Origin of the sequence: Sphingomonas sp. GC_Shp_3 (genome assembly GCF_026540945.1) — a bacterium.
Classification (GTDB): Bacteria; Pseudomonadota; Alphaproteobacteria; order Sphingomonadales; family Sphingomonadaceae; genus Sphingomonas.
In genome coordinates, this window is record NZ_JALNUT010000012.1 from 1 (window position 1) to 23,665 (window position 23,665).

The following is a 23,665-nucleotide window of genomic DNA, read 5'->3' on the forward strand; positions in this document are numbered from 1 at the left end:
CGGGCGGGGGCGGCGGTGGCGGCTTCGGCGGCGGTCGTGGCGGTCGCGGCTTCGGTGGTGGTGGACGCGGCGGGCAGGCGGGCGGTCGGCTCCAGTTCGCGGTCTATCATACCTGGCACTTCACCGATCGCGTGCTGGTCGCGCCGGGCGGTCCGTCGCTCGATCTGCTCAACGGCGACACGGTCGGCTCGGGCGGCGGGCAGTCGCGTCACGAGATCGAGGGGCAGGCCGGTTACAGCAACAACGGCTTCGGCGCGCGTCTCTCCGCCGATTGGCAGAGCGCGACGGATGTGACCGGCGGCACGATCGGCAACCCCAACCCGCTGCGCTTCTCCGCGCTTGGCACCATCAACCTGCGGCTGTTCGCCGATCTCGGCCAGCAATTGCCACTGGTGCGGGCGCATCCGTGGGTGCGCGGCATGCGGGTGGCGCTCGGCATCACCAACCTGTTCGACACGCGCCAGACCGTGACGGACGCGCAAGGCGTGACGCCGATCAGCTACCAGCCGGGCTATCTCAACCCGCTTGGCCGGACGATCCGCTTTTCGGTCCGCAAACTGTTGTTCTGACGGCATCGCATGTGAACCAATCGCGACCCCGCGCGTCGGGCTTGCATTCGTGACAGCGTCCGCGACATGACCGCGGCGTAAACCCCAAGGAGTCCTGCCGATGCCAACCGCCTTCATCACCGGCGCCACCTCCGGCATCGGCGCCGCCACCGTGCGCGAACTGGCGAGCGCGGGCTGGCACGTGGTCGCGACCGGCCGGCGCGCCGACCGGCTCGAGGCGCTTGCCGCCGAAGTGGGCGAGCTCGTCCACGTCGCCGCATTTGACGTGCGCGACGAGGCGGGGTTCGAGGCGGCGCTCGCCGCACTGCCGGCGCCGTTCAGTGAGATCGACCTGCTCGTCAACAATGCCGGCCTCGCGCTCGGCACCGCGCCCGCCCACGAGGCGAAGCTCGACGACTGGCGCACGATGATCGACACCAACGTCACCGCGCTCACCACCGTCACGCACCGCCTGCTGCCGGGGCTGGTCGCGCGCAAGGGCGCGATCATCAACCTGTCGTCGGTGGCGGCGACCTATCCGTACACCGGCGGCAACGTCTACGGCGGCACCAAGGCGTTCGTCCACCAGTTCAGCCTCGGCCTGCGTTCCGATCTCGCCGGTACCGGCGTGCGGGTGACGTCGATCGAGCCGGGCATGGTCGAAACCGAGTTCACCCTGGTGCGCACCGGCGGCAATCAACAGGCGTCCGACACCCTGTACGGCGGTGCCGAACCGATGACGGCGGAGGATATCGCCGCGACCATCGCCTGGGTTGCGACACTGCCGCCGCACCTCAACATCAACACGCTGGAACTGATGCCGGTACGGCAGAGCTTCGCCGGCTTTCAGGTGACGCGGGCGTAAGCGGGAGGGTAGGTCGCGAGGGGAGGGGGGAGCCCTACTCCTGTATCCAGTTGCCCTCGCGGAACCACTTGGTCACGATATACTTCGTGCCCTTCATTACCGCGACGCCTTCGTGCAGCGTGTTGTCGTTGGGGCTGCCGTCCGCGTTCATGTTGTTCCATGCGATCAGCAGCCCGCGCTTCGGGTTGACGCGTAGCCCCGCCAGCGGAAACCACGTCGCGCCGCCTTCCTCGACATCGTTGAGGTAGATCATCGCCGTCCAGGTGCGCTGGCCGCCGCATTGCTGCATCGCCGGCCAATAGGGCTGATCCTCGCTGAACCAGTCGCAATGCGCGCGGAACTGCTGGCCGGGGGCATAACGCTGGCCCTGCATCGTCTCGCCATGCACCGGATCGAGCCCGAGCAGCCCGGCGATTGCTTCGTCGGTCGGGCGCACGTCGGGCGACCAGCGATCCATGTCGCAACTGTCGCTGGTGCGGTAATCGGGTTCGGCGGTGCTCAGCACGGTGGAGGGGCGGCGGTTCGCGTCGATCATCGCGCGCAGCCGTCGGCATTGCTCCGCGCTCAGGAAGTCGGGATGGTAGAACAACTGCACCGCGTCGCTCCTGCCCCGCGTGGTGGCGGGATTGGCTTCGAGCCGGGCACCCACCGACTCGCCATAGAAGGCGCGCACCGGCGAAGCCTTGGTCGATTTCTTCTTGAAGAACATGGGCGTGCTTTTCACCCGGAAGTGACGCGGAAAACAAGAGGCCGGACGATGCTTCGTCCGGCCTCGCCGCTCGCTTTACCAGAAGATGTCGTACACCGTGTCGACGACCCGCCCGGTGTAGATGTCGACGAGCAGCGCGTCGTTGTAATAGCGCACCCACCGATATGGGCCGTAGGCGGGCGGCAACCGATAATCCGCCGCATCGTCGATCCAGTAGCTCTGGTTGTACAGGATCGAGTCGAGCGTCAGGCCGACGCCGAAACGGCGGTAGCCGTAGCCCCAGCCCGACGGCGCATAGTAACGCGGCAGGTGGTAGGCGCCCCGGTTGCTGCTGCGGTAGGCGTTATAATTGTAGCGGTTGTCCTGCCGCCAGCCACGGTTCCAGTCGCGCCCGCCAGTGTCACGGCCGTTCCACCCGGGGCCGCGGTTCCAGTCGGTGCGGCTGCGATTGTCGCCGAACGCACCCCCGCGATCGTCGCGCCGCCCCTGCCAGTTGCCGCCGCGCCCATCCGCGCGATCATCACGGCGCGGTTCGTTGCCCTGCCAACCGGGGCCACCGGGACGATCGCGATTGCCCTGCCAGGCGGGATTGCCCGGTCGGCCCTGATCGCCACGGTCGCCGCCCTGCCAGCCGGCGCGCGGCTGATCGCCGCCCTGACCGACCGCGCGCATCTGGTCGCGGCCCTGCCAATTGCGGCCATCGCCGTCGCGGCCCTGGAAGCCCTCGCGGCCAGCGCCGAAACCCTGCGACCGTGGCTGCTGCCCGATCCCGCCGGCGTTGCCGCCGCCCTGCCAGCCGCGATCACCCTGATACTGCGGCCGAGTGTTGCCATCGTTACCACGCGCCTGCCAGCGCCCCTGGCCCTGCTGCACCTGGGCGGGTTGCTGAGCCTGCACAGGCGGCTGAGCCTGGGGCTGTGCCTGCGGCCGGGGCTGGCCCTGCGCGCGCTGCCCGCCGTCGCCACGCTGGCCGCCGCCATGCCATTCGCGATGGTCCTGCGCGAATGCCGCCGCCGGCACCAGCGCCGATGCGGCCATGATCGCCGCAAGCAGATACTTACGCATCGGGAAATCCTCCTCCGGGCCAGCGAATGATTCGTGGCCGATGATGCGGTATGCAGTCCGACCGCTGATCCTTGTCTGAACTATCGTGACAGCATCCAGAAAGGATTCATTGCGGTGTCGGCGTCAATGCAGGCACTCGCTTTGCCGCTTCATCGGGGGAGGTTCCGGGCGATGCGCCCGCTTCGATGTTCTCGTCACCACGCGCCACGCGCGCCGCCTGTAATACGGCATCGACCACACGCGGATATACCCCGCACCGACACAGATTGGTGATGCCGGCGCGGATCTCGTCTTCGCTGGGGTTGCGGTTCTTCTTGAGGAACACCGCCGCCGCCATCACCATGCCGGGAATGCAGAAGCCGCACTGCGTGACGTTCCTGGCTAGCCACGCGAGCTGCACTGGGTGTGAGCGGTCGCGCGACAAGCCTTCGATCGTCGTGACGAAACTGCCCTCGATTGCGCCGATCATCGTCTGGCAGGATTTCACCGCCTCGCCATCGACATCGACGATGCACGCGCCGCAATCCCCCGTGCCGCAACCATATTTCGCGCCGGTCAGATTGGACGCATCGCGCAGCGCCCACAGCAGCGGCGTCTTCGGGTCGAGCCGGTATTGGACCGGCTGATTGTTGACGGTGAAGCGGGTCATGGTCCTACTCCTGTTCCGACCGGCAGCCTAGAACGCCGAGATCCCGGTGATACCGCGCCCAAGGATCAGCGCGTGGACGTCATGCGCGCCTTCGTAGGTGTTGACCGTCTCCAGGTTCATCAGGTGGCGCATCACCTGATATTCGCCCGAAATGCCGTTGCCGCCGTGCATGTCGCGCGCCACCCGTGCGATATCGAGCGCCTTGCCGACATTGTTGCGTTTGACCATCGACACCATTTCCGGCGCGAAGCGGCCCGCATCCATCAATCGCCCGACCCGCAGGCTTGCCTGTAGCCCCAGTGCGATCTCGGTCTGCATGTCGGCGAGCTTCTTCTGGAACAACTGCGTCCCCGCCAGCGGCCGGCCGAACTGCTTGCGATCGAGGCCATATGCCCTTGCGGCATGGAAACAGAACTCCGCCGCGCCGAGCGCACCCCAACTGATCCCGTAGCGCGCACGGTTGAGGCAGGAGAACGGCCCCTTCAACCCGGAGACCTCGGGGAACAGCGCGTCCTCGCCAACCTCGACATCCTCCATGACGATCATGCCGGTGACGGAGGCACGCAGCGACAGCTTGTTGTCGATCTTGGGCGTCGACAGCCCGGCCATGCTCCGCTCAAGCACGAAGCCGCGGATCGCGCCGCCATGCGCGTCGGACTTCGCCCACACCACGAACACGTCCGCGATCGGTGCGTTGGTGATCCACGTCTTCGCGCCCGACAGGCGGTAGCCGTCCGACGTCTTCACCGCGCGCGTGGTCATGCCGGCCGGATCGGAGCCGGCATCCGGCTCGGTCAGTCCGAACGCTCCGATCCATTCGCCGGTGGCCAGACGCGGCAGGTATTTCGTCTTCTGCGCTTCCGATCCGAACGCGAGGATCGGGTACATGACAAGGCTCGACTGGACCGACATCATCGAACGATAGCCGGAGTCGACCCGCTCCACCTCACGCGCGACGAGACCATAGGCAACGTAGGAGGCGCCAACACCGCCATATTCCTCCGGCACCGTCGCGCCGAGCAGGCCGAGCGCGCCCATCTCGCGGAAGATCTCCGGGTCGGTCTCCTCGTCGCGGAAGGCGGCGACGATGCGGGGGGCGAGCTTGTCGTCGGCATAGGCGCGCGCGGTGTCGCGGATCATCCGCTCGTCTTCCTCCAACTGATCGTCGAGGAAGAAGGGGTCAGCCCAGTCGAACGCGCTCATGCCGGCCATGTCAGTCTCTCCGAATGTTTGTCAGCGCCCGAGCACGCGCGCCATGATCTTGTCCAGTTTCGCCAACAACGCCGGATCACGCGCTTCGGGCGCGGTGATGAGCGCATGGTCGAGCACGGTGTCGAGCGGCGACGCCTCGCGGCGCTCCGGCAGCGCGGCGATGAACGCCGACACCGTCTTGCGCGCAGTGTCGCCGTTGGCCTGCATCTGCTTGATGACCTCGCTCACCTCGACATGCGCTTCGCTGGTCCGCCAGCAATCGTAATCCGTCACCATGCCGATCAAGGCATAAGGGATCTCGGCCTCGCGCGCGAGCTTGGCCTCGGGCATCGCGGTCATGCCGATCACGTCTGCGCCCCATTGCCGGTAGAGCAGGCTCTCCGCCCGGCTTGAGAATTGCGGCCCCTCCATCGCGATATAGGTGCAGCCGGTGGCTACCCTGCCGCCCGCTGCCGCCACGGCTTTCGCCGCGAAACCCGACAGGCGCGGGCAGACCGGCTCCGCCATCGACACGTGCGCAACCATGCCGGTGCCGAAGAAGCTGGACACCCGCGCGACGGTGCGGTCGATGAACTGGTCGACGATCACGAACTTGCCCGGCACATATTGTTCCTGAAGGCTGCCGATCGAGGAAATCGCGAGGATGTCGGTCACGCCGCTGCGCTTCAGCGAATCGATATTGGCGCGGAAGTTGAGCTCGGACGGACTGATCCGGTGGCCGCGACCGTGGCGCGGCAGGAACACCAGATCGACGTCGCCGATCGAGCCGAACAGCAGTTCGTCAGACGGTTCGCCCCACGGCGTCTCGACGCGACGCCACTGCGCGTTCTGCAACCCCTCGATCGCGTACAGGCCGGAGCCGCCGATGATGCCGATCGTCCATTTGCTCATTGAAGAGGTTCCTGAATTGCTGCGCTTTGGCAGCGGTCTTGAGCCGAAGCGTCCCCCGCGCGCAAGGCTGTTGATGGTGTGATGGAAGGGCCGGGTGCCGCCGCCGGCGAAGCCGTCGGCCGGGTTCGGCGTTGGCGCCGACCCGCCGGCCGTGCCGGGCGTTGCGGCTTGGCCGCAGCGCCCGGCATCAGATCACCACCATCTCGCTGTTGTAATGATGCCACGTGAAGATCGCGAGCGCGCCGCGATGTGGCCGCCACGCCTCCGCCAGTTTGCGCACCCGCTTCTCGCTTGGCCGAACCTCATGCCCCAGCAGGCGTCCGATCTCGATCTGCACGGCCAGATCACCCGCCGGCCAGATATCCAGCCGCCCTTCCGCGAACAGCAGGTAGATTTCCGCCGACCAGCGACCGATTCCCTTGATCCGCACCAGTGCGGCGATCGCTTCCTCGTCGTCCGCCGGCAGCGCGTCGAAGTCGAGCCGGCCGCTCGTGACCTCCTCGGCAAGGCTGCGCGCATAGCTTGCCTTCTGCCGCGACAGGCCGGCGGCGCGTAGCGTCTCGTCACTGGCGCGGGCGATGTTGTCGGGGTCGTCGAGCGATCCGACCAGCCCCTCCAGCTTGCGATAGGTGCTGTCCGCCGACAGCGTGCTGACCTGCTGGCCGACGATGGTACGCAGCAAGGTGGCATGGCCGCGCGGGTTGATGCGCGGCGCCGGATACCCTGCGCGCAGGATCGCGGCGGCGAACGCCGGTTCGAGCCGGGCCAGCGAATCCAGTTCGCTGCGCAGTTGTTCGGCAGTCAGGCCCATGGAAGCATCCTTGATTTGGCCCGGCGTGCGCGGCATGGCGGGCGCGAAAGCACCCGGAGACGTTTCAATGCCCAAGCTTATCGTCGTGACCCGCGAAGGGGAAGAACGCGCACTGGACGGTCAGACCGGCCACAGCGTGATGGAGATCATCCGCGACGCCGGCATTGACGAACTGCTCGCGCTGTGCGGCGGCTGCTGTTCGTGCGCCACATGCCACGTCCATGTCGACCCGGATTTTGCGGCCAAACTGCCGGCGATGAGCCCGGACGAGGACGATCTGCTCGATTCCACCAGCGACCGCAACGCCACCTCGCGCCTGTCGTGCCAGCTTCCGTTCAGCGACGCGCTGGACGGGCTGAAGGTAACGATCGCCAAGGAGGACTGACGGGTAGAGGCCAGCACGCTGCTGGCCGGTGCGGCAAGGCCGCACTACCCGGCACGGCCGGCGGGTCACGCCAGCGAACCCGACCGACGGCGGCGGCTTTGCCGTCGCCGCTGCTGCACCAAACACGCGGCAGCAACCAGGGGGAGCAGGCCAAAACCCGCTCCCCCGAACTTCAGATCAGCCCTTCTTCTCGGGCGCGATCGTGATCTTCACCGTTTCGCCGCTGTTCCCCGGGAAGCCGGTGAACATCGCCTCGACCAGACGCGGCACCAGATAGGGCAGGTCGTCGGTGCGCGACTGCGCCTTAGCGGTACCCTCGAACACATGCGCGCCGGTGTCGGCCCGTTCCATCGTTACCATCAGCTCGCTGGTGTAGACGGTATAGCTCGACACGTCGGGGCCGAAGCCGCCGCCGAACAGGAACGGATCGTTGAAGCCATAGGCGAAGCGGCTGCGGCCGTAATAGCCCCAGCGCGGGCCGCCCCAGCCGCCGAACCCACCAAAGCCGCCATACCCACCGTATCCGCCAAAGCCGCCGATGCCCGGCGTCGTCACCGTGCGCTCACGGCCATGATCGACACCGTAGGCGACCTTGACGATCAGATCGGCCGGGCCACCCTGCGCCGGGCGGTATCCCTGCTGCTGAAGCTTGCCGGCGACCATATTGGCGTATTCGGTAAACTCGAGCCCGCCGCGCAGGTTCGGATCGACCGCCTGCACCACGAAGGTCTGGCCGGACGCAGGCGCAAGTTGTTGGAAACGGGAAACCTTCGCCGCGAACGGCTGCGCACAGCCGCCGAGCGCCAGAAGCGCGACGGCAGCGAGAGAAAACATCTTCATGATTTCACGACCTTGTTGGAAGCGACACGCTCGCGATGGAGCACCACGGCCGTCACAATGCCGCATCCGGCATGAATAACGGTTGAACGGACATCTGCATAGGACGGATCGTTGCGACGACCGCCCCTGCAAACCTCCCATTCATGTTGTGCCGCGTGGCACGTCCCGCAAGGGTGTCGCCTACAGATGCAGGCCGACTGCCGCCTGCGCCGCGCGCAAGGTCGGTGCGCCGAGCGCCGCCGCCTTGGCTGCGCCGTCCGCCAGCGTCGTCGCGACACTCGCGCGATCGGCGAGCAGGGCGGTCAACCGGTCCCGCAGCGGCCCGAGCGTGGCGATGGCGAGATCGGCCAGCGCGGGCTTGAACGCCCCAAAACCTTTGCCGGCGTGCTCGGCCAGCACCGCATCCGGCTCCACGCCGGCAAGCGCGGCGTAGATCGTCACGAGGTTGAGCGCCTCCGCACGACCTTCCAGCCCGGCCACTGTTTCGGGCAGCACGTCGGCGTCGCTCTTCGCCTTGCGGAATTTGGCAGCGATGGTGTCGTCGCTGTCGACCAGGTTGATGCGCGATGCGTCGGAGGGATCGGACTTCGACATCTTCGCCGAACCATCGCGCAAGCTCATGATGCGCGGCGCCGCCTTGGAGATCAGCGGCTCGGGCAGCGGGAACAGCTCGACGCCGAAATCTCCGTTGAACTTAGTGGCGATGTCGCGCGCCAGTTCGAGGTGCTGCTTCTGGTCGTGCCCGACCGGCACATGTGTCGCCTTGTAGAGCAGCACGTCGGCGGCTTGCAGGACAGGGTAGGTGAACAAGGCGACCGATTGCGTCTCGCCGCTCTTGCCCGCCTTGTCCTTCCACTGCGTCATGCGGTTGAGCCAGCCCATCCGCGCGGTGCCGCTCAGCAACCAGCAGAGCTCACTATGCGCGGGGACGCGCGCCTGGTTGAACAGGATTGACCGCGTCGGGTCGATGCCGCAGGCGAGCAGGGTGGCGGCCATCTCGATCGTGTTGGCGTGCAACTCCGCCGCGACCACCGGCTGCGACAGCGCGTGCAGGTCGGCGAGGAAGAACAGGCAGGTGTCGTCCGGGCCCATCTGGTCCTGAAGCGCGACCCACTGTTTGATCGCGCCGAGGTAATTGCCGAGGTGGAGATTGCCGGTGGGCTGGATGCCGGAGACGACGCGCATTGCAGTCTTTCGTGTCAGGCGGCGCGACGGCGCCGCAGGAAGGCGAGGTCGGCGCGGGTGAACGCGCCGAGAGCGAAGGTGGCGATCGCATAGACCACGCCACCCGCGCCGACCAGCACCGCCATCGCACCCGTCCGCACCGTCCAACTGCCGTGCGTATAGGGCGTCAGCAACCCTTGCAGCAGCCACAGCACCAGCCCCATCGCCAGCGCCGCCGCCGCCAGCCGCCACGCCCGCCGCCGCAACCGCGCGTCAGGGGCGAAATGGCCACGCTGGCGTAGCGCCCGGTACAGCAGTGCGGTGTTGACGGTGGAGGCGAGCGCTGTCGCCAGCGGCGGTCCCATGTGCTTCAACGGCAGGATCAGGACGAGGTTGAGCACCAGATTGACGACCATCGACACCGTCGCATAGCGGACCGGGCTTTTGGTGTCGGCGCGCGCGTAGAAGCCGGGGGTCAGCACCTTGACGAGGATGTAGCTCGGCAACCCGATCGAGAAGGCGGCGAGCGCCTGCGCGGTGTAGAGCGTGTCGGCGGCATCGAACCGGCCGTGTTCGAACAGCGCCGCGACGATCGGCCCGCCGCACACGATCAGCGCGACCGTGGCGGGCAGGGTGAGCAGCAGCGCCAGCTCCATGCCCCGGTTCTGCGTCTCCATCGCCGCCGCCTCCTGCCCGCTGCCAAGCTGGCGCGAGATCATCGGCAGCAGCACCGTCCCAAGCCCGATGCCGATCAGCCCGAGCGGCAACTGGTTCACCCGGTCGGCCATGTAGATATACGTCACCGAGCCGTGCGACAGGAAATGCGCGGCGAGCGCGGAGGACACCACAAGGTTGATCTGCACCGCGCCGGCCCCTGCAGCGGCGGGCCAGATCAGCGCGAGCATGCGCTTCACGTCGGGGCTCAGGCGCGGCAGGCGCGGGCGGATGCCGACGCCGTTGGCGCGGCACGCCCAGGCCAGCCACGCGAGTTGCAACGCGCCCGACACGCTGACGGCGATCGCTTGATTGCGGCCGGTCACGATCGGGTCGGGGCTGTGGAACAGCAGCAAGGCGGCAATCTGCGTGATGTTGAGCAGGATCGGCGCCGCCGCGTTGACCCAGAATTTGTGCAGCGAATTCAGGATGCCGCCGAGCAGCGACACGATGCTGATGAGCATCAGATAGGGTATGGTGAAGCGCGAGAACATCACCGCCTGCGCGAACTGCGCGTCGGTCACGTCGTGGAAACCGCCGGACAGCGTCAGCGTCACCGGCCAGGCGGTGAGTTCGAGGATCACCGTCATCACAATCAGGATCGGCAGCAGCACCGACAGCACGTCCTGTGCGAAGGCGATGCCATCGGGCAGGCCGTTACCGCGCTCGTCACCAACCTTCTTGTTGAACATCGGGATGAACGCGGCGGAAAACGCGCCCTCCGCGAACAGCGCGCGAAACATGTTGGGCAGGCGGAACGCGATCAAAAAAGCGTCGGACGCGAAGCTTGCGCCGACATAGCGGGCGAACAGCGAATCGCGCACCAGCCCCAGCACACGGCTGGCGAGCGTCAGCCCGCCGATCGAGCCGAGCGCGCGCGCGAGGTTCATCGTTCGCTGCTCGGCTCGTTACGTGCGATCAGGCGTGGCCGGTCACGTTGACGTTGCCGTTCTGCTGCGCCGCCTGCTGGAGGTACAATGCGCCAAAGTCGATCGGCTCCAGCATCAGCGGCGGGAAACCGCCGTCACGCACCGCGTCGGCCAGCACACGGCGGGCGAACGGGAACACCAGACGCGGCGCTTCGCCAAGCAGGAAGGGCTGGACATGCTCGGCGGGGATGTTGCGCAGGCCGAACAGCCCGGCGAACGAAAGGTCGACCAGGAACGCGACGGTCCCTTCGCTCTCGGCGCGGACCTCGATGCGCAGAACGACCTCGTGCACGTCCTCGCCGACCTGATTGGCGGCAATGTTGAACTGCACGTCGATCGAAGGGGCGCTCGCCGTCTGGTAGATCGCCGGCGCGTTCGGGTTCTCGAACGACAGGTCCTTGACGTATTGCGAGATCAGCCCGGCCTGCGGTGCCTCGTCCTCGCCGCTCGCGAACGGCGCGTTGCTGGTGATGATGCCGTCGTCCTGTTCGTCCATGGAACTCGCCCTTAATCTCATCGAAGATATGCAGCCAGAAGCGCTGGCGCTGCCGAAGCGCGGCGCCTAGCAGGGGTGGCGCGGCAGTTCAACACGTGTGGCGGCGGCGCCGTTTGTAACTGTCGTGCGTTGCGCCTATATCAGAGTTTCGCCGAAGTTCAGGAGGCAAAGTGTTTTACGTCGTTCTGCTCGGGATGGTCGCCTGTTTTCTGGCGTTGCGTCTCTACATGGTTCTCGGCAAGCGGACCGGGCATGAGCAGCCTTTGCCCAAGCCCGCGGAGGATCGCGCGCCGGTAACGGTGCTGCCGCGTCCGATCGAGAATCAGGCGCAGCCGCGCGAACTCGCCAACCGCAACATCGCGCCGCGTGCCGAAGCCGGCCTGCGCGCGATCGTCGCGGCGGAGCCGGGTTTCGATGTCGCACGCTTCGTCGAAGGCGCGCAGTCCGCCTACCGGATGATCCTGGAGGCTTATTGGCAGGGTGACGAGCAGCAGCTCGACTGGCTGACCGAAGCCGATGTGCGTGACGCCTTTGCTGGCGCCATCGCCGAGCGGGCGGACGCCGGCCACACGCTGGACAACCGCCTTGTCACGATCGAGCGGGCGTCGATCACCGATGCGTCGCTGGTCGGCAAGGCGGCGCGAATTACGGTGCGCTTCGATGCCGACATCGCTGCCGTCACGCGCGATCGCGACGGCGTCGTTGTGGCCGGATCGATGACCGATGCGGTCGAGACGCATGATATCTGGACCTTCGCACGGACGCTCAAGAGCAGCGATCCGAACTGGAAGCTCGCCGACACCGACGAAGCTTGAGCGCGGGCATGATGCAGCGGGGGAAGCGCTGGGCAGCGCTCGCGACGGCTATGGTGCTCGGCGCGTGCGTCAGCCCGTCGGAACAGGCGCGGCCAGGTGCGGGACTGCCCGCTGTCGGTATGGCGCCGGTGCACCGTCCGCCGGTCGCATCCCGACCGCTGCCGCCGGTTGCGACCACCGCGCCCTCCGCCGGGCCGGATGCGCGCGATGCGGGCGTCGTGGCAGGGCCGCCGATCTACTCGCTTCCCATCGACGAGGCGCAGGCCGCACGGTCGCTCGCCGCGTTCCGGCTGTCCTGCCCGAGCTTGCGCAAGCGCACCGATTCTTCGGGCCTGACGCGCGGCGTGGATTGGGTGCCCGCCTGCGATGCCGCCGCGAGCGTCGCGCGGGGCGAGGCGCGCAGCTTCTTCGCGCAATATCTCGAGACGGTGCAGGTCGGCGACGGCAAGGCCTTCGCGACCGGTTACTACGAACCGGAGATCGCCGCCTCGCGTGACCATCGTCGCGGCTATGACGCGCCGATCTACGGTCGCCCCGATGATCTCGTCGACGTCAATCTCGGTGCGTTCAGCGATAGCCTGAAGGGCAAGAAGATTCGCGGCCGGGTCGATGGCAGCAACTTCGTGCCGTATTTCGACCGTGCCGCGATCGAGGAAGGCGCGCTCGCCAACCGGGCGCCAGTGCTCGCCTGGGCGGCCGATCCGGTCGAACTGTTCTTCCTCCAGATCCAGGGTTCAGGGCGATTGCGTCTGCCGGATGGCGCGTCAATGCGGGTGGGGTATGCCACGCAGAACGGCCGCGATTACACCGGCATCGGCGCGCTGATGCGGCAACGCGGTCTGCTAGCGCCGGGGCAGGCGACCATGCAGGGCATCGTCGCGTGGCTGCGCGCGCACCCCGCCGAGGGTCGCGACCTGATGCGCGAGAACAAGAGCTTCGTGTTCTTCCGCGTACTCGATACGCCGCCAATGGGCGCGCTCGGCTATGCGGTGACGGGTGGCGTCAGCGTGGCGGCGGATCCGAAGTTCATTCCGCTCGGCGCGCCGGTGCTGCTGTCGATGGACCGCGCCGATGCGAACGGCATCTGGGTGGCGCAGGACACCGGCGGCGCGATCAAGGGCGCCAACCGCTTCGACACCTATTGGGGCGGCGGCGAGCAGGCGGAGGTGACCGCCGGCGGCATGTCCGCGCACGGCACCGCGTTCCTGCTGCTGCCGGTGGGAACGCTCGCGCGGCTCGCGTCGGAAAGGCCGTATGGGAAAGCGCCCGCTCAGCGCTGAGGAGGCCGCGCTGTGGGCGCGCGTCGTCGCCAGCGTCCGCCCGATGCGCGTTGCACCGCGCCCGGCGCGCGCGGCTGCTGTCCCGGTCAGGCTACCGGAGCCGGTCGCACCCCCACCACCCGCGCCGCTGAAGAAGGTGCGCGGGCGGGTGCCGGCGCCGCTGCACCCACCCGTCGTCGCCGCGCCGCCACGCCCGATCACCGCCAACACGCTAGACGGGTCGTGGGATCGCGATCTCGCGCGCGGTCGTACGGTGCCGGACGCATCGATCGACCTGCACGGCCATACGCTTGGCTCGGCCTATGCCCGGCTCGACGCCGCGCTCGAATTCGCGGTGGCGAGCGGCCAGCGCGTGTTGCTGGTCATCACCGGCAAGCCGCCGCGCGCGGAGAGCGAGCGCCCGCACGCGCGCGGCGCGATCCGCGCGGCCATCGCGGACTGGCTGGCCGGTTCACGCCACGGCGCGCATATCGCCGCCGTCCGTAACGCCCATCCCCGCCACGGCGGCACCGGCGCGCTGTACGTGATCCTGCGCCGCGGTTCAGGACAGCGAAACCGCTGATTGCGCAAACGTGCGGCGGGCCGTTTCGCGTCACCGCATATCCCATTCCTGCGGTGCACCCACGACAGCAATGGGTCACATATTCCTGCAGATAAACCGATATTCGGACCGATTCTGGCCTAGTGTGACTTTCCTGCACTTGTCACCCTTATAAAGTTGCGTCTCTATGCCGCTCGATAACAGAGGGGGTGTCTTGAAGCGCGAATAGGGGACATATTCGATGCTCAAGATCAAGTTCAGGACATTTTCCGGCGCGGCCATGGTTGCGATCACGGCGGCAACGCTCGCGATGCCGGCCGGTGCGCAGGTCAGCGCGCCGGCTGACGTGCCGGCCGCAGGTGGCGACGATATCGTCGTGACCGGTTCGCGCATCCGCCGCGATCCGCTCGATCAGGACAAACCCGTTCTTACCGTCGACCAGTCGGCGATCGGCAAGACCGGCCTCTCCTCGATCGCGGACGTGCTGCAACGCCTGCCGAGTGCGAGCGGCGGCCTCAACACGAAGGTCAACAACGCGGGCAACATCGGCGGCCCGCCCGACGGCACCGGCGTCAGCTCGGGCGCGGCGGAGATCGACCTGCGCTACCTCGGCGCGAAGCGCACGCTCGTGCTGGTGGACGGCATCCGCTACGTCAACGGCTCGTCGGCGGGCGGCATCCCCGCCTCGGTCGATCTCAACGAAATCCCGACCAACATGATCGAGCGAGTCGAGGTGCTGCAATCGGGCGCATCGCCGCTGTACGGCTCGGACGCGGTCGCCGGGGTGGTCAACATCATCACCAAGCAGAGCCAGAAGGGTCTGCAAGCCAATGCGCAGTTCGGCACCTATCGGCAGGGCGACGGCCACACCCAGAATTACGAGCTGAGCTACGGCATCCAGAAGCCGGACAGCGGTACCTCCGCGGTGTTCGGCGGCTATTACACCAAGCAGGACCCGGTCCGCACCGCCGACCGCGCGATCTCACAATATCCCGCACCCTATGCAACGAGCTGCGTCGACCCGAACTTCCCGGATGGCGTCGGCTGTAGCGGCACCCCGCCGCTCGGCCGCTACCGGGTCAGCGCGGCGGTCGGCAATCTGATCGGCGTCGGCACCAACCTGACGCTGAAGGCGCCGGTTACCGGCCGCAACCCGACAGCGGCGGATTTCACGACCTTTACCGACGCGAGCCGGTTCAACTTCTCGCCGTTCAACTATCTGCTCACCCCCAACGAACGCTATGGCGCGTTCTTCAACTTCAAGCAGGAATTGTCCGACGCGGTCCATTTCCGCACCAAGCTCGTCTACAACAAGCGCAATTCGACCACCCAAGCGGCGTTCCTGCCGCTCGCGATCGGGCCGGGCGCCGGTAACGGCAATCTGCTCGACCGCATCTCGATCGACGCGACCAACCCGTACAATCCCTTCGGTGTCACGCTCTCGTCGGGGGTCAATCAGGACGGAACCCCTTCGGCGTTGCCGGCCAACTATACCGGCATCAACCGCCGCTTCGTCGAGGGCGGTCAGCGCACCTTCTCGCAGGACGTCAACACCTTCACGGCATCCGCCACGCTCGACGGGTCGTTCCACGTCGGCGAACATAAATGGTATTGGGACGTCAACGGCGTCTGGGGCCTGAACGACGCGCACCAGATCTTCACCGGCAACCTCAACGCGGCCAGGCTCGCGCAGGCGCTCGGTCCGGTGGCGAACTGCACCGGAGACTGCGTGCCGTTCAACATCTTCGGCGGCGCGGCGGTGGGTGGTCCCGGCACGATCACGCCGGCGATGCTCAAGTACGTGACGTTCGACGAACACGACAAGAGCGAGCAGCGCCTCGCCGATTTCACCGCCAACCTGTCGGGCGATCTGTTCCAACTCCCGGCCGGCGCGGTCGGTGTGGCGATCGGCTATGAACATCGCGATCAGCGCGCGAGCTACGATCCCGATCCGGTCATCGTCGCCGGGCTCGGCGCCGACGTACCGACCAGCCCGGCGCGCGGCAGCTACAATACCGACGAGGTTTACGGCGAAATCCGCGTGCCGATCCTCGCCAACATGCCGTTCTTCCACCGGCTCGAGTTTGACGGCGCGGTCCGCCACTCGGATTACTCGACGTTCGGCGGCAACACCGTGTTCACCGCATCCGGCCTGTGGAAGCCGGTGCCGGACCTGCTGTTCCGGGGCGGCTATGCGGAAAGCCTGCGCGCACCGAGCCTCGGCGAACTCTACGCCGGTCGCTCGCGCTTCGATGCGACCATCAACGATCCGTGCACCAGCGCGAGCGGTGGCGCGTTCCAGAGCAACGCGACCGTCCGCGCCAACTGCATCGCCAACGGCGTACCGGCCAACGGCAGCTACGCGGAGTCGCAGGGCGGGCAGATCGGCATCTTCTCGCAAGGCTCGACCGCGCTTAAACCCGAAACCGCGACCACCTGGACCGCGGGCGGTGTCTACAGCCCGTCCTGGGCGCGCGGCAGCTTCGCCAGCAGCATGAGCCTCGAGGTCAATTACTATAGCATCGAGCTCAAGAACGCAGTCGATTCGGTCCCCGGCACGCTCACGCTCAACCGCTGCGCGTTCAACGGCGATCCGGTTAGTTGCGCCAACATCACCCGCACCGTGTCGGGTGAAGTCGCCGGCATCAACGGCACGCTCCAGAACCTCAACGCGATCAACACCTCCGGCCTCGACGCGACGTTCCTGTATCGCTCGCCCGCCGTCTACGGCGGTACGATCGGGCTGAGCGCCAATGCGGCGTACATCATCAAGTACGACGTCGCACCACCCGCCGAACTCAACGCGCCGACGCTGCGCTGCGTTGGCACCGAACGCTGCCTCAACACCGATCAGGCGTTCCCCGAGTTCAAGCTGAACTCGACGCTCGACTGGTCGAGCGCGGCATTCGGCGCGAGCTTTACCGCGCGCTACATCAGCGCGGTGTACGAAAGCGACGGTCACCGCATGGGCGCGACCTTCTACGGCGACGTGCAGGTGTATTTCTCACCCGCATGGCTCAACAGCAAGCTGCGGCTGACCGCGGGCGTCAACAACGTGTTCAACAAGGCGCCACCGTCGTGCAACACCTGCGACAGCGCCAATTTCGATCCCACCACCTACGATCTGCCCGGCCAGTTCGGCTATCTGCGGCTGTCCTACGGTCTGTGAGTCCAGGCGCAGGCGGCGGGGGCTTCGACGCCCCGCCGCCTGCGTTTACCCGCAGATCGTCGCGTCGACGTGCGGATCCTTGACCATCGCGGCGACCACCGCACCAAGCGCGCCTGCCGGCACCTCCGGGGAGGAGAGTTCGCCCAGCACGCTCGCGAACGTCTGGCAGTGCGTCACCGTCGTCGCGCCGCCGCCGTAGATGTTGGTGACATGGGTGATGTAGCGTTGATACGCGATCCATCCCGTGCGGCCGTCGTCGGCATGGTAATGCGCCTTGATCGCGCCGTCCGCCGCGTCGAAATCGCCCCGGTAGCGTTCCAGGACGCGAACATAGCCCGGCGTCAGGTCCAGCCCGATCAGCCGGCAGCGCAACTGCACGTCGAGCCCGATCTCGCGGAACTCGACCACCCTTGCCGCGGACAGCGTGCGATCGTCCCAGCACACCGCCGGCCCTTCCGTCGCGGCGGCGGCATGGCCACTCAGGCCGACCAGCGCGGCAACCGCGCCGCCCAGCATCCGCCTCATGACGCGCGACACCGCGTGATCGGCGTCGCCATGATCCGGTCGAACAGTTTGAGATAGACGTTGCTGGTGGCGAACGCCGCGCCCGCTACCGGCTGATATGCCTTCGATCCCGCCGCGACCGCGTTCATCCCTGCCGCATCGCGTTGCGCGCCCGACGCGCGATATTGCGCGTCCAGCGTCTGCAGGTAGCGGATCGTCGCGGCGTTGTTCGCCGCCGCCAGCGTCATCGCCGGCTTGTAGACGGTGTCGTGGAACTGGTTGCGCGCCTCGGCCGAACAGAACCGGTCGGGTACCGCGATCGCCGGCACCGGCGTGAGCACCGGCGGCGCGGGCAGGGCGGTGGCGGATGCGACCGGTACCGCCCCGCCGATCTGCGACTGCGCCAGTGCTGCAAGCAGCGCTGCGTTGCCGATCACCGATCCCGCCGGCGGCGGCGCGGGCGTGGCCGGCACCGGGAACGGCGCGATCATCGCCGGGATCATCCGCATCGCCGGTTCGGGCGCGGCGGCAACCGGCGTCGGCGCCGGCGCAGGCGCAACCGGGGGTGCGACCGCGACCGCCGCCGGCACGGGCACCGGCGCGACCGGGGCAACCGGCGCAACCGGCACCGACACCGGCTCCGCCCGGCGCATCCCCGCGATCTTGGCACGGGCGAGCGCGGCGAACGTGCCGGTCGGATATTGCTCCAGATACGCCTGATACAGCGACGGATCGGCACTCGCGCCAACCGATTGCCAGAACGCCAGCTCGAAGGCGGTGCCGACGCCGTTCGTCGCGACCGGACCCGACGATTGCGCCCCCACCGGCGCCGCCATCCCCACCAATCCCGCACACCCCGCCGCCAGCAGCGGCCACAGCCGAACCCTCGAACGCACACCATCCTCCTCAAGACGGATCGGTCGCCGATACCCCCGCGACCCCCACCTGAGTCTATTCCTAGGGGCGTTAATGTTATCCCCCCGAAACGAGCGTGCCCCCCGGCGACGAACGGTGCGATCCGCACGCCCGGCCGATCGCCCCGCAACACCGCTGTCCTACACGAACCAAACGGGTTAGCGGCGCACCCCATGCAGAACCTCACCCCCACGCTCCGCCCGGTGCCCGAGTTCGAGCCCGTCCCGCGCAAGGCCCGCTACGACGGCTGGACGCCCGAGCGGCAACGCGCCTTTATCGACGCGCTCGCCGAACTCGGCTCGGTCAAGGCCGCCGCCAAACGCATCAACATGAGCGCGGAGGGCGCCTATTACCTCCGCCGCCAGCCCGGCGCCGAAAGCTTCCGCGCCGCCTGGACCGCAGCCCTTGATCACGGCGTGCAGCGCCTCGCCGATATCGCCATCGACCGCGCCACCGAAGGCGTCGCCGATCCCGTGTTCTGGCGCGGCGAGATCGTCGGCGAAAAACGCAAGTATAGCGACCGGCTGCTCATGTTCATCCTGCGCCACCACCTCGCCGATCGCTACGGCGGCCCCGGCCTCGCCCACGGCACCCGCAGCCGCGAGACGATCGAGCGCGAGGCGCAGGAGCATTGCCCGGTCTGCAAGGCCGCGCGCGAGGCGGCCGAGGCCGAGGACAATCTGCCCGAGGAAGAGAAGATGGAGCGGCTCACCTGGCTCGCCGCCACGCTCGATCGCTACAAGGCCAAGATCGCTTACGAACGCCGCGCCCGCCGCGCCGGGGAGGTGGTCGCCGCCGACTTCACCGTGCGCCAGCTCACCTGCATCGAACTGATGCTCGGCTCGGCGGGGCTCGGCGCCCGCGCGATTGAGCTATGGACCGACAGCATCGCCGGCGCAGAGTCCGCGCCGACCTATGCCAGCGAATTCTGCAAGATGATGGAGGAGGTCCGCCGCGACGTCTGGGCGCGGGAAGATGCGCCGCCGCGTCCCGACACCAACCCGCACTACGACCGGCCGCGTTCGTTCTGGGGCGGCCCGACCTACGCCGCGCGGGAGCGGGCACAGCGCGACGCGCAGCGACAGATCGCCAAGGCGCAGGCGATGTGGGAGGCGGCGGCGAAGGAGGAGACTTGGGCGGCTTGGCGTGGGGGGTGAACTGTTAAAGCGTCCCAAGTGACGTGTAATCGCCTGAGCCGAGTGATCAAACAGATCACAAACCCAGAATGTTGGACGTAGTTGAGCCTGCACGTTTCTAATGTCAAAGATCGATCCGTGGCTCCGGCTTATGGAGACCAGATAGATCGGAGACGTTATGGCGAGACGGCAAACACCCGTTATTGTTCAACCGGAAATGACCGCCGACCAGCTTCGTCGTGGGGTCGCTCGCCTAAAGAAGCGCGTGACGGAAATTGAAGAATTTGACGTAAACAGAATAATGACGAAGCACGGTGATCCGGAAACAATTAGGATTACAAATTCTATAGAAGAAGCTCTAACGAGGACTTTTGAGCAAGGTAGCGTTGAATACAAAAGATATCAGTCGGCAGCTGGGGTGTACACCGGAGGTATTTTCATGGCCGGGTACGATCCGGATACAATTGGAGATGTAAGGGATTACGCAAAGAAATCTCTAGATGAATCAAAATCGACTTTGTGTTCCGCGATTGCAGCGCTCGAAGAGCGCCTATCTGAAGTCTCTGACGAATCCGTTAGCGTCGTAGCTGCGATTGGCGGCGACTTGAAAAGTGCTTTTATTGTTCATGGTCATGATGGCGAAGCAAAAGAAGCGGTTGCACGATTTTTATCGTCTCTTTCAATAAAGCCTATCATTCTGCACGAACAAGCCAGTCAAGGGCGAACGATAATTGAAAAAATTGAGCATCACTCCGACGTTGGATTTGCTGTCGTAATTTTGACGCCAGACGATTCCGGTGCCGCAAATGGTCAAGAAGCAAAGGCGAGGGCACGACAAAATGTTATATTAGAGTTAGGATATTTTATTGGTAAGCTAAATCGAAATCGTGTGTGCGCTCTAGTTCGATCAGAATTAGAGATACCAACCGATTTTGGCGGTGTCGTATATGAAAAGTTTGATGAGGCGGGCGCATGGAAAGTAGCGCTTAGCAAAGAGCTTTCTGCCGCCGGATTTTCCATTGACTGGAATACGGTAATGTCACGATGATGCGCTTAGTAAAGCAACCCCGCCGCGGCAAAGCCGCGTCGTCGGACGGCGCTAAGGCGCCGCCGGCCGGGCCGGTTTCGATCCGAGGCTAAGCTGCGCTTAGCCTGACGCGCTTCCTAATTTTCGTCGCCCATGCGCAGCGCGGCGATGAACGCTTCCTGCGGGATCGAAACCGAGCCGTACTCGCGCATCCGCGCCTTGCCCTTCTTCTGCTTGTCGAGCAGCTTGCGCTTGCGCGTCGCGTCGCCGCCATAGCATTTCGCGGTCACGTCCTTGCGCATCGCGCTGATCGTCTCGCGCGCGATCACCTTGCCGCCGATCGCCGCCTGGATCGGGATCTTGAACATGTGGCGCGGGATCAGTTCCTTCAGCCGCTCGACCATGCCGCGCCCGCGCGTTTCCGCCGTGCTGCGGTGGACGATCATGCTGAGCGCGTCGACCGGCTCCTCGTTGACGAGGATGCCCATCTTGACGAGATCGCCCTCGCGGTAGCCGATCTGGACATAATCGAAGCTGGCATAGCCCTTCGACAGCGACTTCAGCCGGTCGTAGAAATCGAACACCACTTCGTTGAGCGGCAGTTCATACGTCGCCTGCGCGCGCCCGCCGACATAGGTGAGGTCCTTCTGGATGCCGCGCCGGTCCTGACACAGTTTCAGGATCGAGCCGAGATATTCGTCGGGCACGTAGATCACCGCCTGAATCCACGGCTCGGCGATGCTCTCGATCTTGTTGGGTTCGGGCATGTCGGCGGGGTTGTGCAGCTCGATATGGCCGCCACCATGCGTCAGCTCGATCTCGTACACCACCGACGGCGCGGTGGTGATGAGGTCGAGGTCGTATTCGCGCGTCAGCCGCTCCTGGATGATCTCCAGATGCAGCAGCCCGAGGAACCCGCAGCGGAAGCCGAAGCCCAGCGCCGCCGACGTCTCCATTTCGAACGAGAAGCTCGCATCGTTCAGCCGCAGCCGCGAAATGCTCTCGCGCAGTTTCTCGAAATCGGCGGCGTCGACCGGGAACAGCCCGCAGAACACCACCGGCTGCACTTCCTTGAAGCCCGCCAGCGCCTCGAGGGCAGGGCGCTTCACATCGGTCAGCGTATCGCCGACGCGCGCCTGCGCGACATCCTTGATCTGCGCGGTGATGAAGCCGATCTCGCCCGGCCCGAGGTCGGCGAGCTGCTCGATCTTGGGGCGGAAGCAGCCGACCCGGTCGACGAGATGCTCGGTGCCGGCCTGCATGAACTTGACGTGCTGGCCCTTTTTCAGAACCCCGTCGATCACGCGGATCAGGATGACGACGCCGAGATACGGGTCGTACCAGCTATCCACCAGCATCGCCTTGAGCGGCGCGGTGGCGTCGCCCTTGGGGTGCGGGATGCGCGTGACGATCGCCTCCAGCGTCTCGCGGATGCCGATGCCCGATTTGGCGGAGGTCAGCACCGCCTGGCTCGCGTCGAGGCCGATCACCTCCTCGATCTCCGCCTTCACCTTGTCGGCATCGGCGGCGGGCAGGTCGATCTTGTTAATGACGGGCACGATCTCATGATCATGCTCGATCGACTGGTACACGTTGGCGAGCGTCTGCGCCTCCACCCCTTGCGCGGCGTCCACCACCAGCAGCGCGCCCTCGCACGCGGCCAGGCTACGCGACACTTCATAGGCGAAATCGACGTGGCCGGGCGTGTCCATCAGGTTCAGCGTATACGTCTCGCCATCGTCCGCCTTGTAGGCGAGGCGCACCGTCTGCGCCTTGATGGTGATGCCGCGCTCCTTCTCGATATCCATATTGTCGAGCACCTGCTCGGACATCTCACGGTCGCTGAGGCCCCCGGTCTGTTGGATCAACCGGTCGGCCAGCGTCGACTTGCCATGGTCGATATGCGCGATGATACTGAAATTACGGATCTTTTCGAGAGGCGTTGTCACGTCGACCATTCTGTCATCAGGAGGATGTCGTGCCGATAGCATTGCTTGGCCGATAAACCAAAGCGGGAAGGATCATGCTGGCGGCGCACCACCGCAGCGCGTAGAGCAAGCGGGTTCGATCTGTTCGACAGGAGATCCCCGATGCTGAAGTTCGTAGCCGCCTTCACCGCCGCCTCGCTCGCGTTCGTCGCGCCCGCCCATGCCGCGATCGCGGTCGGCGCCAAGGCCCCGCTGTTCACCACGCAAGCGGCGGTGGGTGGCAAGAGCTTCACCTTCATACTTCAGAACGCGCTGAAGAAGGGGCCGGTGGTGCTGTATTTCTTCCCCGCCGCCTTCACCTCCGGCTGCACGATCGAGGCGCATGAGTTCGCCGAAGCCGCCGACCAGTATAAGAAGCTTGGCGCTACGCTGATCGGCCTCACCGCGGGCAACGTCGATCGCATCAAGGAATTCTCGGTGCAGGAGTGCCGCAACAAGTTCCCGGTCGGCGTCGCAACGCCGGCAACGATCAGCGGTTACGATGTGACGCTGCCGCAAAAGACCGGCTGGACGAACCGCACGTCGTTCGTGATCGCGAAGAACGGCACGATCGCTTACGTCCTGTCCGAGCCGAGCCCGGAGGGTCACGTCTCGGGCACGATGGCGGCGGTCAAGGCGCTCGCCAAGAAGGGCTGATTCGGGAAGGTGCGGCGGCGGTGCGTACTGCGCATCGCCGCTTCCATGCGACACGTCGCCGGTGCACGATGCATCACATCCTGCGCCGCCGCTAACGCGCGGCGGGAGCTCAGGGTCACCGATGATTTGGGGAATGCTGCAATGGTCGGGGCGATAGGATTCGAACCTACGACCCCTGGACCCCGAGACCAGTGCGCTACCAGACTGCGCCACGCCCCGACACATTGCAGGAGAGCGCCCCTAGCGGGATGGTCTGGCGTGGGCAAGCGTTAAATCGGCAAATGCGGCAAGATGCCTGGAGCAGGTCATCGCTCGCCTTGTACGCGCTCCGGGTGGACGAGCGCCGGCGTGATATGCCTACGCAGGAACCCGGATG

The 23,665-nt window shown here is 66.2% G+C and carries 22 protein-coding genes, 1 tRNA gene and 1 pseudogene; 10 read left to right on the forward strand and 14 right to left on the reverse strand.

All coding sequences use genetic code 11. The features are described 5' to 3' along the window. Positions 1-569: pseudogene (locus OXR00_RS17075) on the forward strand (TonB-dependent receptor); the annotation flags it as partial. A 100-nt stretch (positions 570-669) separates the two neighbouring features. Next, the gene (locus OXR00_RS17080) at positions 670-1,413 is read left to right on the forward strand and encodes an SDR family NAD(P)-dependent oxidoreductase (protein ID WP_267389453.1); all 744 of its coding nucleotides are present in this window, start codon (positions 670-672) and stop codon (positions 1,411-1,413) included. Positions 1,414-1,447: 34 nt separating this feature from the next. Here the strand turns inward: OXR00_RS17080 and OXR00_RS17085 are convergent, their stop codons facing one another. The 6 genes from OXR00_RS17085 to OXR00_RS17110 form a co-directional block, all read right to left on the reverse strand. Beyond that, entirely contained in the window at positions 1,448-2,122 is a 675-nt protein-coding gene (locus tag OXR00_RS17085) for a 2OG-Fe(II) oxygenase (protein WP_267389454.1), read from the reverse strand. 75 nt (positions 2,123-2,197) lie between these two features. After that, positions 2,198-3,187 (reverse strand): RcnB family protein, encoded by a 990-nt coding sequence (locus OXR00_RS17090; protein ID WP_267389455.1) that lies wholly within the window; start codon positions 3,185-3,187, stop codon positions 2,198-2,200. Positions 3,188-3,293: 106 nt separating this feature from the next. Beyond that, positions 3,294-3,836 (reverse strand): (2Fe-2S)-binding protein, encoded by a 543-nt coding sequence (locus OXR00_RS17095; RefSeq protein ID WP_267389456.1) that lies wholly within the window; start codon positions 3,834-3,836, stop codon positions 3,294-3,296. A 27-nt stretch (positions 3,837-3,863) separates the two neighbouring features. Further along, positions 3,864-5,048 carry an acyl-CoA dehydrogenase gene (locus OXR00_RS17100; RefSeq protein WP_267389457.1) on the reverse strand — a complete coding sequence of 395 codons (1,185 nt, stop codon included), beginning with the start codon at positions 5,046-5,048 and terminating at the stop codon, positions 3,864-3,866. A gap of 21 nt (positions 5,049-5,069) precedes the next feature. Further along, entirely contained in the window at positions 5,070-5,939 is an 870-nt protein-coding gene (locus tag OXR00_RS17105; protein WP_267389458.1) for an S-methyl-5'-thioadenosine phosphorylase, read from the reverse strand. A 187-nt stretch (positions 5,940-6,126) separates the two neighbouring features. Continuing rightward, positions 6,127-6,750: a DNA-3-methyladenine glycosylase 2 family protein gene (locus OXR00_RS17110; RefSeq protein WP_267389459.1), complete on the reverse strand. Its 624-nt coding sequence runs from the start codon at positions 6,748-6,750 to the stop codon at positions 6,127-6,129. 67 nt (positions 6,751-6,817) lie between these two features. Between OXR00_RS17110 and OXR00_RS17115 the strand changes: the two genes are divergently transcribed. Next, positions 6,818-7,135 (forward strand): 2Fe-2S iron-sulfur cluster-binding protein, encoded by a 318-nt coding sequence (locus tag OXR00_RS17115; protein ID WP_267389460.1) that lies wholly within the window; start codon positions 6,818-6,820, stop codon positions 7,133-7,135. 177 nt (positions 7,136-7,312) lie between these two features. On the opposite strand, the gene OXR00_RS17120 is transcribed toward OXR00_RS17115, so the two are convergent. From OXR00_RS17120 to secB, 4 genes are all read right to left on the reverse strand, one after another. Beyond that, positions 7,313-7,975, reverse strand: a complete 663-nt coding sequence (locus tag OXR00_RS17120) for a DUF4136 domain-containing protein (protein WP_267389461.1) — start codon at positions 7,973-7,975, stop codon at positions 7,313-7,315. 180 nt (positions 7,976-8,155) lie between these two features. Beyond that, the gene (gene trpS / locus OXR00_RS17125; protein WP_267389462.1) at positions 8,156-9,160 is read right to left on the reverse strand and encodes a tryptophan--tRNA ligase; all 1,005 of its coding nucleotides are present in this window, start codon (positions 9,158-9,160) and stop codon (positions 8,156-8,158) included. A 14-nt stretch (positions 9,161-9,174) separates the two neighbouring features. Further along, positions 9,175-10,743, reverse strand: a complete 1,569-nt coding sequence (gene murJ, locus OXR00_RS17130) for a murein biosynthesis integral membrane protein MurJ (RefSeq protein WP_267389463.1) — start codon at positions 10,741-10,743, stop codon at positions 9,175-9,177. A gap of 28 nt (positions 10,744-10,771) precedes the next feature. Further along, entirely contained in the window at positions 10,772-11,278 is a 507-nt protein-coding gene (gene secB, locus OXR00_RS17135; protein ID WP_242150783.1) for a protein-export chaperone SecB, read from the reverse strand. A gap of 170 nt (positions 11,279-11,448) precedes the next feature. Between secB and OXR00_RS17140 the strand changes: the two genes are divergently transcribed. From OXR00_RS17140 to OXR00_RS17155, 4 genes are all read left to right on the forward strand, one after another. Continuing rightward, positions 11,449-12,093, forward strand: a complete 645-nt coding sequence (locus tag OXR00_RS17140; RefSeq protein ID WP_242150786.1) for a Tim44/TimA family putative adaptor protein — start codon at positions 11,449-11,451, stop codon at positions 12,091-12,093. An 11-nt stretch (positions 12,094-12,104) separates the two neighbouring features. Next, positions 12,105-13,373 (forward strand): murein transglycosylase A, encoded by a 1,269-nt coding sequence (locus OXR00_RS17145; protein WP_267389529.1) that lies wholly within the window; start codon positions 12,105-12,107, stop codon positions 13,371-13,373. Beyond that, complete coding sequence (locus OXR00_RS17150) at positions 13,348-13,935, forward strand: Smr/MutS family protein (protein WP_267389464.1); 588 nt, start codon at positions 13,348-13,350, stop codon at positions 13,933-13,935. Before OXR00_RS17145 ends, OXR00_RS17150 begins: the two co-directional genes overlap by 26 nt. 220 nt (positions 13,936-14,155) lie before the next feature. Beyond that, positions 14,156-17,083: a TonB-dependent receptor gene (locus OXR00_RS17155; protein WP_267389465.1), complete on the forward strand. Its 2,928-nt coding sequence runs from the start codon at positions 14,156-14,158 to the stop codon at positions 17,081-17,083. Positions 17,084-17,128: 45 nt separating this feature from the next. On the opposite strand, the gene OXR00_RS17160 is transcribed toward OXR00_RS17155, so the two are convergent. Both OXR00_RS17160 and OXR00_RS17165 read right to left on the reverse strand, forming a co-directional pair. After that, positions 17,129-17,608 carry a hypothetical protein gene (locus tag OXR00_RS17160; RefSeq protein ID WP_267389466.1) on the reverse strand — a complete coding sequence of 160 codons (480 nt, stop codon included), beginning with the start codon at positions 17,606-17,608 and terminating at the stop codon, positions 17,129-17,131. Next, positions 17,605-18,483 carry a hypothetical protein gene (locus tag OXR00_RS17165; RefSeq protein ID WP_267389467.1) on the reverse strand — a complete coding sequence of 293 codons (879 nt, stop codon included), beginning with the start codon at positions 18,481-18,483 and terminating at the stop codon, positions 17,605-17,607. Before OXR00_RS17165 ends, OXR00_RS17160 begins: the two co-directional genes overlap by 4 nt. A 192-nt stretch (positions 18,484-18,675) precedes the next feature. On the opposite strand from OXR00_RS17165, the gene OXR00_RS17170 reads away from it, so the two are divergent. Further along, positions 18,676-19,659: a hypothetical protein gene (locus OXR00_RS17170; protein ID WP_267389468.1), complete on the forward strand. Its 984-nt coding sequence runs from the start codon at positions 18,676-18,678 to the stop codon at positions 19,657-19,659. Between the two features lie 157 nt (positions 19,660-19,816). Then, positions 19,817-20,686 (forward strand): nucleotide-binding protein, encoded by an 870-nt coding sequence (locus tag OXR00_RS17175; protein WP_267389469.1) that lies wholly within the window; start codon positions 19,817-19,819, stop codon positions 20,684-20,686. Between the two features lie 116 nt (positions 20,687-20,802). On the opposite strand, the gene lepA is transcribed toward OXR00_RS17175, so the two are convergent. Continuing rightward, complete coding sequence (gene lepA / locus OXR00_RS17180; protein ID WP_267389470.1) at positions 20,803-22,614, reverse strand: translation elongation factor 4; 1,812 nt, start codon at positions 22,612-22,614, stop codon at positions 20,803-20,805. A 141-nt stretch (positions 22,615-22,755) separates the two neighbouring features. Here lepA and OXR00_RS17185 point away from each other — a divergent pair, with 141 nt between their 5' ends. Continuing rightward, a complete protein-coding gene (locus OXR00_RS17185) occupies positions 22,756-23,289 on the forward strand; it encodes a peroxiredoxin (RefSeq protein ID WP_267389471.1) in 534 nt (177 codons plus the stop codon). 142 nt (positions 23,290-23,431) lie between these two features. Here the strand turns inward: OXR00_RS17185 and OXR00_RS17190 are convergent. Then, positions 23,432-23,508 (reverse strand) — tRNA-Pro (locus tag OXR00_RS17190). Between the last annotated feature and the right edge of the window lie 157 nt (positions 23,509-23,665).